The 8,005-nt window shown below is 71.3% G+C and carries 9 protein-coding genes; 6 read left to right on the forward strand and 3 right to left on the reverse strand.

Translation table 11 applies throughout. The annotated features are described in order from the left end of the window. Window positions 1-88: 88 nt before the first annotated feature. The 3 genes from G472_RS0123345 to G472_RS0123350 form a co-directional block, all read right to left on the reverse strand. On the reverse strand, window positions 89-343 hold the full coding sequence (locus G472_RS0123345) for a BrnA antitoxin family protein (RefSeq protein WP_035693528.1): 255 nt from the start codon (window positions 341-343) through the stop codon (window positions 89-91). Continuing rightward, entirely contained in the window at window positions 297-419 is a 123-nt protein-coding gene (locus tag G472_RS40830) for a BrnT family toxin (RefSeq protein WP_425388002.1), read from the reverse strand. The genes G472_RS0123345 and G472_RS40830 overlap by 47 nt, the downstream gene beginning before the upstream one ends. A gap of 62 nt (window positions 420-481) precedes the next feature. Then, window positions 482-1,918, reverse strand: a complete 1,437-nt coding sequence (locus G472_RS0123350; RefSeq protein WP_084536873.1) for a sigma-54 interaction domain-containing protein — start codon at window positions 1,916-1,918, stop codon at window positions 482-484. Window positions 1,919-2,452: 534 nt separating this feature from the next. Between G472_RS0123350 and G472_RS0123355 the strand changes: the two genes are divergently transcribed. The 6 genes from G472_RS0123355 to G472_RS0123380 all read left to right on the forward strand — a co-directional run. Next, window positions 2,453-3,544, forward strand: a complete 1,092-nt coding sequence (locus tag G472_RS0123355) for a TRAP transporter substrate-binding protein (protein WP_029010307.1) — start codon at window positions 2,453-2,455, stop codon at window positions 3,542-3,544. A 146-nt stretch (window positions 3,545-3,690) separates the two neighbouring features. After that, a complete protein-coding gene (locus G472_RS0123360; protein WP_029010308.1) occupies window positions 3,691-4,260 on the forward strand; it encodes a TRAP transporter small permease subunit in 570 nt (189 codons plus the stop codon). Between the two features lie 27 nt (window positions 4,261-4,287). Continuing rightward, window positions 4,288-5,649: a TRAP transporter large permease gene (locus tag G472_RS0123365; protein WP_029010309.1), complete on the forward strand. Its 1,362-nt coding sequence runs from the start codon at window positions 4,288-4,290 to the stop codon at window positions 5,647-5,649. Window positions 5,650-5,679: 30 nt separating this feature from the next. Further along, window positions 5,680-6,492 carry a universal stress protein gene (locus G472_RS0123370; protein ID WP_035693529.1) on the forward strand — a complete coding sequence of 271 codons (813 nt, stop codon included), beginning with the start codon at window positions 5,680-5,682 and terminating at the stop codon, window positions 6,490-6,492. A 59-nt stretch (window positions 6,493-6,551) separates the two neighbouring features. Continuing rightward, window positions 6,552-7,337 carry a 3-hydroxybutyrate dehydrogenase gene (locus tag G472_RS0123375; protein ID WP_029010311.1) on the forward strand — a complete coding sequence of 262 codons (786 nt, stop codon included), beginning with the start codon at window positions 6,552-6,554 and terminating at the stop codon, window positions 7,335-7,337. A gap of 10 nt (window positions 7,338-7,347) precedes the next feature. Next, window positions 7,348-8,005, forward strand: a 658-nt coding sequence (locus G472_RS0123380; protein ID WP_029010312.1) for an AMP-binding protein, incomplete at its 3' end; no start/stop codon positions are given.

An 8,005-nucleotide genomic window follows, 5' to 3' on the forward strand; every position in this document is an offset into this window, starting at 1 on the left:
GGAGGAAGCCACTTCCCGCAATGGTCGATAAGATCGGCCGCCGGCACCCGTCAGCGCCCGATCCTCGTCGATCCGGGGGCAAGCGGAATCATCGCAGGCCCAGCGCCGTGCGCAGAAGTTCGTTGGCACGGGTTTGCCAGCCGGGCCCATCCGCCTTCAGCCGCTCGATCACCTCGGCATCAAGCCGCAGACTGGTGGCGACCTTCGGCCGATCGTTCACCGGCGGGCGGCCGCGCCGCACCTGCGTCGCGGCGAGTTTCGCCTGCCATTCCGGCTCCGACAGATCGGGCGCGTCGTCAGGATCCATCCAGGCGCGGTCCGTAGAGTGCTTGTTCGCGGTCATTGGCTTTCCTCATGCTGATGATGCGCCGTGCGTCGCCGCGCGGGGTCCAAACGAGCACGACCATGCGGCTTCGCAACCGTCCGATCGTGATGCAGCGCGTCTCGCCATAGTCTTCCCGATCGTCCTCGACGGCACCCGTCAGCGCCCCCGCCGGCCGGCGTCCCCCGACAGGCCGATGGCCTGCAACCGCTCGTAAAGAGAGGCGCGCGAAATGCCCAGCAGTTCGGCGGCCTTCACCTTCACCCCGTCCGCCTCCTTCAGGGCGGCGAGGATGGCGGCGCGCTCGGTTTCGCGGATGATGTCGCTGAGGGAGCGGACGGGGCTCCCGGCGGGCGGTGCCGGTGCGCGGGCCGGCGGCGCCGGCGGGGCAACGGGCAGCACCCGGTCGATGTGGGCGGCGGTCAGCAAGAGATCGTCGCTGAGCGCCATCACCCGTTCCAGGACGTTGTGCAGCTCGCGCACGTTGCCGGGCCAGGTGTGGGCGCGCAGGGCCGCGACGGCGCCCTCGTCCAGTTCGCGCGGCGGCTCGCCGAACCGGCCGGAAAGGCGGTCGAGGATGGCGGCGGCGATGCCCTCGATGTCCTCCGGGCGGTCGCGCAGCGGCGGCAGCATGATCGGCACGATGTTCAGGCGGTAGTAGAGGTCGGCGCGGAAGCCGCCGTCCCGCACCATGGCGGCGAGGTCGCGGCTGGTCGCTGCGATGATGCGGACGTCCACCGGGATCATCCGGTTGGAGCCGAGCGGCTCCACCTCCCGCTCCTGCAGAACGCGCAGCAGCTTGGTCTGCAGGGCCAGCGGCATGTCGCCGATCTCGTCCAGGAACAGGGTGCCGCCGTCGGCAAGCTGGAACTTGCCCTCGCGCAGGCGCCGGTCGGCCCCGGTGTAAGCGCCGGGGGCCACGCCGAACAGCTCGGCCTCCAGCAGGTTCTCGGGGATCGCCGCCACGTTCAGCCCGACCAGCGGCCGCCGCGCCCGCGGCGAGGTCGCGTGGATGGCGTGCGCCAGCAGCTCCTTGCCCGTGCCGGTCTCGCCAAGCAGCAGGACCGTGGAGTCCATCCGGGCGGCGCGGCGGCCCAGTCGCTTCACCTCGTTCATGGCCTCGGACACGCCGATGAGCTGGGAGAAGGAGTATTTGGCCCGCCGCTCCAGCGCCAGTTCGCGCCGGGTGCGCGACAGTTCCTCCTGCAAGGCCTGGTACTTGGTGACCAGCGGGCGCAGGTGCTCGGCACGGTCGAACAGGGCGAAGCCGATGGCACCGATCAGCGTGCCCTCCGCGTCGCGCAGCGGCAGGCGGGTGACGACGAAGACGCGCTCCCCCACCTCCATCAGGTCCAGCAGGTTGGGCTGTCCGGTCTCCACCACCCGGCGCATCTGGCTGTGCGGAATCACCTCCTCCACCGGCTTGCCCAGCGGGTTCACCGGATTCCCCAGCAGTTCGGCGTAGCGCTCCCCCAGCCAGGCGATGCGCGCCTCCCGGTCCACGATCAGCAGGCCGACGCAGGTGTCGCTGAGATGCTGGAACAGCGACGCCACCGCGTGTTCGCGCAGCGCGTCGAACGAGATTCCGGTCGTCATGGTCGTCCTCCCCCGCGCCGGCATGCGGTGCCGGTCGCACCCTGTTCTTGCCCGCCGGAACGCCCCGTCGCGCAACCGCAGCCCCCGCATCGGTCCGGGCATCGGAATCGCACGGTGTCCGCCGTGCCGACACAGTGTCTGCCGACACAGACATTCTGGCAGGCCGATCATCCTCTCCTCAAGACATTCGTCGGCAGCGGCCCTGCGGAATCCGCGGTCGGCGCGGCAGCGGGCGGACTGGCACGGGCCTTGCTGATCAGGGGGCAACCGGGCCGCGAGCCCGGGCAAGGGTCCGCACAGCAGCGTCCTTCGATCGATCCGTCGGTCGGGGCGGAGCACGAACGCCCGGGGTGAACCCGGGGGACGGTCGCCGGACGGGAGGAGCATCGGACGGTGCGCGGTGGCGCGCCGCCGCCGGGGCGGAGCGTCGCTCCGCCGTACCCCTCCCCCGCGACGGTCCGCGTTCGCCGCCCCGGCCGGCGTCACGCCTTCGGCTTCGAAGGCTCAACGGTTCATAACGGGAGGCCATCGACCATGTCACTCTTCTCTCGGGGCCGCCGCGCCCTCCGCACCCTGGTTCTGTCCGCGTCCGTGCTGGGCCTCGCCGCCGGGCTGGCCGCACCGGCGGAGGCCCAGGGGCGCAGCGACCGGGTGCGCTGGAGCGTGCCGATCGCCTTCGGCTCCAACCTGAAGGCGCTGGGCGACACGCTGCCGTGGGTGGCGCAGCAGCTTCAGCAGTCCAGCGACGGCAAGATCCGCTTCGAGATCTTCGAGCCGGGCAAGCTGGTGCCGGGCGTGGAGATCTTCGACGCCGTCAGCACCGGCAAGACCGACGCCGGCTATTCCTGGATGGGCTACGAGCAGGGGAAGGTCCCGGCCTCGGTGCTGTTCGGCGCGGTCCCCTTCGGCATGGAGCCGTGGGAGTTCATGGCGTGGATGTACTTCGGCGGCGGCAACGAGCTGCTGCGCGAGGTCTACGCGCCGCACCGGGTGGTGCCGATCTTCTGCGGCGTCATCAGCCCGGAAGCGGCCGGCTGGTTCCGCTTCGAGCTGACCTCGCTGGATCAGATCAAGGGCCTGAAGATCCGCGCCGCCGGCCTGGGCGGCCGGGTGTTGCAGAAGCTGGGCGCCTCGGTCACCGTGCTGCCCGGCAGCGAGCTGTTCCAGGCGCTGGAGAAGGGCGTGCTCGACGCCACCGAGTTCTCGCTGCCCTCGGTGGACGAGCAGCTCGGCTTCTACAAGGTCGCAAAGTTCTACTACCTGCCGGGCTGGCACCAGCCCTACACCGCCCAGTACCTCTACGTGAAGCAGGACGCCTGGGAGGGCCTGGCCCCCGCCGCCCGGGCGCAGATCGAAACCGCCTGCACCGCCGGCGTCACCATCGCGCTGGCCAAGTCCGAAGCGCTCCAGGGCGAGACGCTGCGCCGCTTCGAGAAGGAGGGCGTGAAGGCCGTGCGGCTCGACGACGAGATCCTGCGCGCCCTGCGCACCGCCTCGGAAGAGGTGATCGCCGAGGAATCGGCGAAGAACGAGCTGTTCCGGAAGGTCCATGAATCGCAGCAGGCATTCATCGCCGGCTACGAGAACTGGAAGCAGCTCGGCTACCTGCCGCGCGGCTGGAAGTAAGCCCGCCGGAAAATGATCCCGTTCATCATTTTCCGGCCATCGAACCCTCCCGATCGATGCCCGGCATCGGTCGGGAGGGGCATGCCGGCGGCATCGGTCCGATGCCGCCGGAGTGAGCCGCCGATCCCGCCGCCGGAGCGCCCGTCATGAACACCACCGCGCAGGACGCGCACACCGACGCGGCCGGGGATCTGCCGCACACCGCGTTTTCCGCCGCCACGGACCGGGCCATCCGGTTCACGGGAGAGGCCGCGTCCTGGCTGTGGCCGCTGCTGATGCTGGTGATCGTCGTGCAGGTGGCCATGCGCTACCTGCTCGGGCGGGGCTCCATCATGTTCGAGGAGCTTCAGTGGCACATCTACGGCGTCGGCTTCCTGATCGGGCTGGCCTACACGCTGCAGACCGACGGCCACGTCCGCGTCGACGTTCTGGCCGAGCGCTGGTCGCGGCGCACCCGCGCAATCATCGAGATCATCGGCATCGTGGCGCTGCTGCTGCCCTTCGCCGTCGCCGTGATCATCGAGGGGAGCAAGCTCGCCCACACCGCCTATCTGCTGAACGAGGTGTCCCCGGCGCCGGGCGGCCTGCCCTACCGCTGGGTCATCAAGGCCGCGGTCCCGTTCGGCTTCATGCTGCTGACGCTGGCCGCACTGGCCCGCCTGTCGCGCTGCACGGCGCTGGTTCTGGGCTTTCCCCGCCCCGTGCCGCCGCGCTGACCGACGCCGCCCGCAAGGACACCCGCCATGGAAGCCTTCGAGATCATCGTCACGGGACTGCTCGTCCTGTTCATCCTGCTGCTGTTCACCGGGTTTCCGATCGCCTGGATCCTCGGCGGCCTGTCGGTCGCCTTCACCGGGCTGGGCATCCTGCTGAGCAACCATTTCGACGTCGACACCTTCCTGCTCGACGCCTGGTCGGACTTCGCCATCATCGCCGACCGCATCTGGGCGCAGGTGGGCAACTGGGTGCTGGTGGCGCTGCCCATGTTCGTCTTCATGGGCCAGATGCTCGACCGATCGGGCGTCGCCGAGAAGATGATGCACAACTTCGTGCGCGCCTTCGGCCGCATGCGCGGCGGGCTGGCGCTGACGGTGGTGCTGATCGGCGTGCTCCTGGCGGCGTCCACGGGCATCGTCGGCGCCTCGGTGGTGCTGCTGGCCATGATGTCGATCCCGGTGATGCAGCAGCACCGTTACTCGCGCGAGCTGGCGTCGGGGGTGGTCGCCGCCTCGGGCACGCTGGGCATCCTGATCCCTCCGTCGATCATGCTGGTGCTGATGGCCGACCAGCTCTCGCTGCCGGTGGGCGACCTGTTCATGGGGGCGCTGATGCCCGGCCTGCTGCTGGGCGGCCTCTACATGGCCTACGTGATCATCATCGCCAACCTGAAACCCGACCTGGCCCCCATCGACGAGAACCAGCCGCCGCTGGACTGGCGGGCGGTGCTGAACGTGGTGCTGGCGGTGCTGCCGGCGCTGGCGCTGATCCTGGCGGTGCTGGGCACCATCTTCTTCGGCATCGCCACGCCGACCGAGGCGTCGGGGGTGGGTGCCTTCGGGGCGACCCTGCTGGCGGCGGCCAACGGCCGGCTGACCCTGACGGTGCTGCGCGAGGCGTGCCGCGCCACCATGCACACCACCGCCTTCATCTTCGCCATCTTCCTGGGGGCGACCGCGTTCTCGCTGGTGATGCGCTCGCTGGGCGGCGACGAGTTCATCGCCGACCTGCTGAAGGGGCTGCCGTTCGAGCCGACCGGCGTGGTGATCTTCATCCTGCTGATCGCCTTCCTGCTGGGCTTCTTCCTCGACTGGCTGGAGATCACACTGATCATGCTGCCGCTGGTGGCGCCGGTGGTGCAGGCGCTGGGCTTCGACATGGTCTGGTTCGTGGTGATCTTCGCGGTCTGCCTGCAGACCTCGTTCCTGACGCCGCCGGTGGGCTTCTCCCTGTTCTATCTGAAGGGCGTGTGCCCGCCGGGCTTCACCATCATGCACATCTACCGCGGCGTGATCCCCTTCGTGCTGCTCCAGGCCGCCGCAGTGACCGCCTGCTTCTACTGGCAGGAACTGGTGCTCTGGCTGCCCCGGCAGGTCTACGGCGGCTGAGCGCGCACGACGGGGACGGAGGACATCACCATGCACAAGGACATCCTGGTCCATCTCGACCGCACCGCCCACAGCGACCACCGCCTGGCCGTGGCGGCCGGGCTGGCGGCCCGCTTCGGCGCCACCCTGGTGGGGCTGCGGGTGGAGGTGCACCCGCACGTGCCCAACGCCATCCGCGCGGGCATCCCGGCGGAGGCGCTGGCCGCGCAGGCCGACGCCATCACCGCCGACACCGCCCGCATCCGCGACGGCTTCCACGCGGCGGCCCGGGCCGCCGGCGTACCGGCCCTGTGGTGGATGGACACCGGCGGCGGGGTGGAACAGGTGTGCCGGCGCGCGCGCCACGCCGGGCTGACGGTGGCCGGCGCGCCCGACGCCGACCACGAGGAGGAGCTGCCCGCCGGCACCCTCGTCCACCACCTGCTGATGACCGCCGGCCGGCCGGTGCTGGTGGTCCCCGACGCGGGGGCGCCGGGGGTGCCCGGCGCGCGGGTCGCGGTGGCCTGGGACGGCAGCCGCGAGGCCAGCCGCGCCGTCGCCGACGCCATGCCGATCCTGGCCGCCGCCGCGGAGGTGCTGCTGTTCCGCGTCGGCGAGGGCGCCGACTCCCTGACCGAGGCGGCCGCCCACCTCGCGCGCAACGGCGTTGGCGTGCGCAGCGACGCCGTGCCGGCCGGCGCGCGGGGCGTCGGCCCCGCCATCCTGGACGCCGCCGCCGGCTTCGGCGCCGACCTGCTGGTGATGGGCGGCTACGGCCACTCGCGCCTGGCCGAACTGGTGCTGGGCGGCGCCACCCGCCACGTGCTCCACCACGCCGCCATCCCCGTGCTGATGGCGCATTGAGACCGACCGGGCGCACGCCGCAGGCGTGCGACCCCATGGACAGGAAAAGGGATAGGGACATGGACCTGAAGGGCAAGGCCGCGCTGGTCACCGGATCGACCAGCGGGATCGGCCTGGCGGTTGCCCGCGCGCTGGCGGCGCGCGGCGCCGACATCGTGCTGAACGGCCTGGGCGACGCCGGGGCGATCGAGGACCTGCGCGCCACCCTGGCGCACGAGCACGGGGTGCGCGTCTCCTTCCACGGCGCCGACCTGTCGGCGCCGGACGGGGCGGAGGCGCTGGTCGCCCACGCGCAAGCGGACCCGGGGCGGATCGACATCCTGGTCAACAACGCCGGCATCCAGCACGTCGCCCCGGTGGAGGCGTTCCCGGCCGAGCGGTGGGACGCCGTCATCGCCATCAACCTGTCGGCGGTGTTCCACACCACCCGGCTGGCCCTGCCGGGGATGAAGGCGCGGGGCTGGGGTCGCATCGTCAACATCGCCTCGGTGCACGGGCTGGTCGCCTCGGCGCACAAGGCGGCCTACGTGGCGGCCAAGCACGGCGTCGTCGGGCTGACCAAGGTGGTGGGGCTGGAGACGGCGGGCAGCGGCGTCACCTGCAACGCCGTCTGCCCCGGCTGGGTGCTGACGCCGCTGGTGCAGGCGCAGGTGGACGCCCTGGCGCAGATCCGCGGCCTCGACGGGGCGACGGCGCGCCGGCAGCTTCTGGAGGAGAAGCAGCCGTCCCGGCAGTTCGTCACGCCCGAACAGCTCGGCGACCTCACCGTCTTCCTGTGCTCCGACGCGGCGGCGCAGATGACCGGCTCGGCGCTGGTCATGGACGGCGGCTGGACCGCGCAGTGAGGAAACGGCCATGACCCCGGACACCATGAACGCCATGAACACCATGAACGCCGCAGCACCCCTGTGGCAGCCGTCGCCCGAACGCATCGCCGCCGCGGCGCTGACCGGCTTCCGCGCGGCGGTCAACGCCCGCTTCGCCCTGGCCCTGGCCGATTATGAAGAGCTGTGGGCCTGGTCGGTGGCGAGGAAGGAGGATTTCTGGCGCTTCCTGTGGGAGTGGGCCGGCGTGGCCGGCGAGCCCGGCGAGCGCGTGCTGGTGGACGGCGACCGCATGCCCGGTGCGCGCTGGTTCCCCGACGCCCGCCTGAACTACGCCGAAACCGTTCTGGCCGGTGCGCCGGCGGGTGACGCCGTGGTCTTCCGGGGCGAGGACAAGGTGCGCCGCCGCTGGAGCGGGGCCGAGCTGAAGGCCGAGGTGTCGCGCCTGCAGCAGGCGCTGAAGGCCGCCGGGGTCGGCGTCGGCGACCGGGTCGCCGCCTATATGCCCAACATGCCCGAGACGCTGGCCGCCATGCTGGCCACCGCCGGTCTGGGCGCCACCTGGTCCTCCTGCTCCCCCGACTTTGGCGCGCAGGGGGTGGTGGACCGCTTCGGCCAGATCGAGCCCAAGGTCCTCTTCTTCCCCGACGCGTACTGGTACAACGGCAAGGCCCACGACGTGCGCGCCA

The organism is Azospirillum halopraeferens DSM 3675 (genome assembly GCF_000429625.1).
GTDB classification, from domain to species: domain Bacteria; phylum Pseudomonadota; class Alphaproteobacteria; order Azospirillales; family Azospirillaceae; genus Azospirillum; species Azospirillum halopraeferens.

Excerpts from the sequence above, each read along its gene's own strand:
- G472_RS0123375 (WP_029010311.1), top strand. The coding sequence starts at position 6,552 with ATGGACCTGAAGGGCAAGGCCGCGCTGGTCACCGGATCGACCAGCGGG.
- G472_RS0123360 (WP_029010308.1), top strand. The coding sequence starts at position 3,691 with ATGAACACCACCGCGCAGGACGCGCACACCGACGCGGCCGGGGATCTG.
- G472_RS0123345 (WP_035693528.1), bottom strand. The coding sequence starts at position 343 with ATGACCGCGAACAAGCACTCTACGGACCGCGCCTGGATGGATCCTGAC.
- G472_RS0123350 (WP_084536873.1), bottom strand. The coding sequence starts at position 1,918 with ATGACGACCGGAATCTCGTTCGACGCGCTGCGCGAACACGCGGTGGCG.
- G472_RS0123365 (WP_029010309.1), top strand. The coding sequence starts at position 4,288 with ATGGAAGCCTTCGAGATCATCGTCACGGGACTGCTCGTCCTGTTCATC.
- G472_RS0123355 (WP_029010307.1), top strand. The coding sequence starts at position 2,453 with ATGTCACTCTTCTCTCGGGGCCGCCGCGCCCTCCGCACCCTGGTTCTG.
- G472_RS0123370 (WP_035693529.1), top strand. The coding sequence starts at position 5,680 with ATGCACAAGGACATCCTGGTCCATCTCGACCGCACCGCCCACAGCGAC.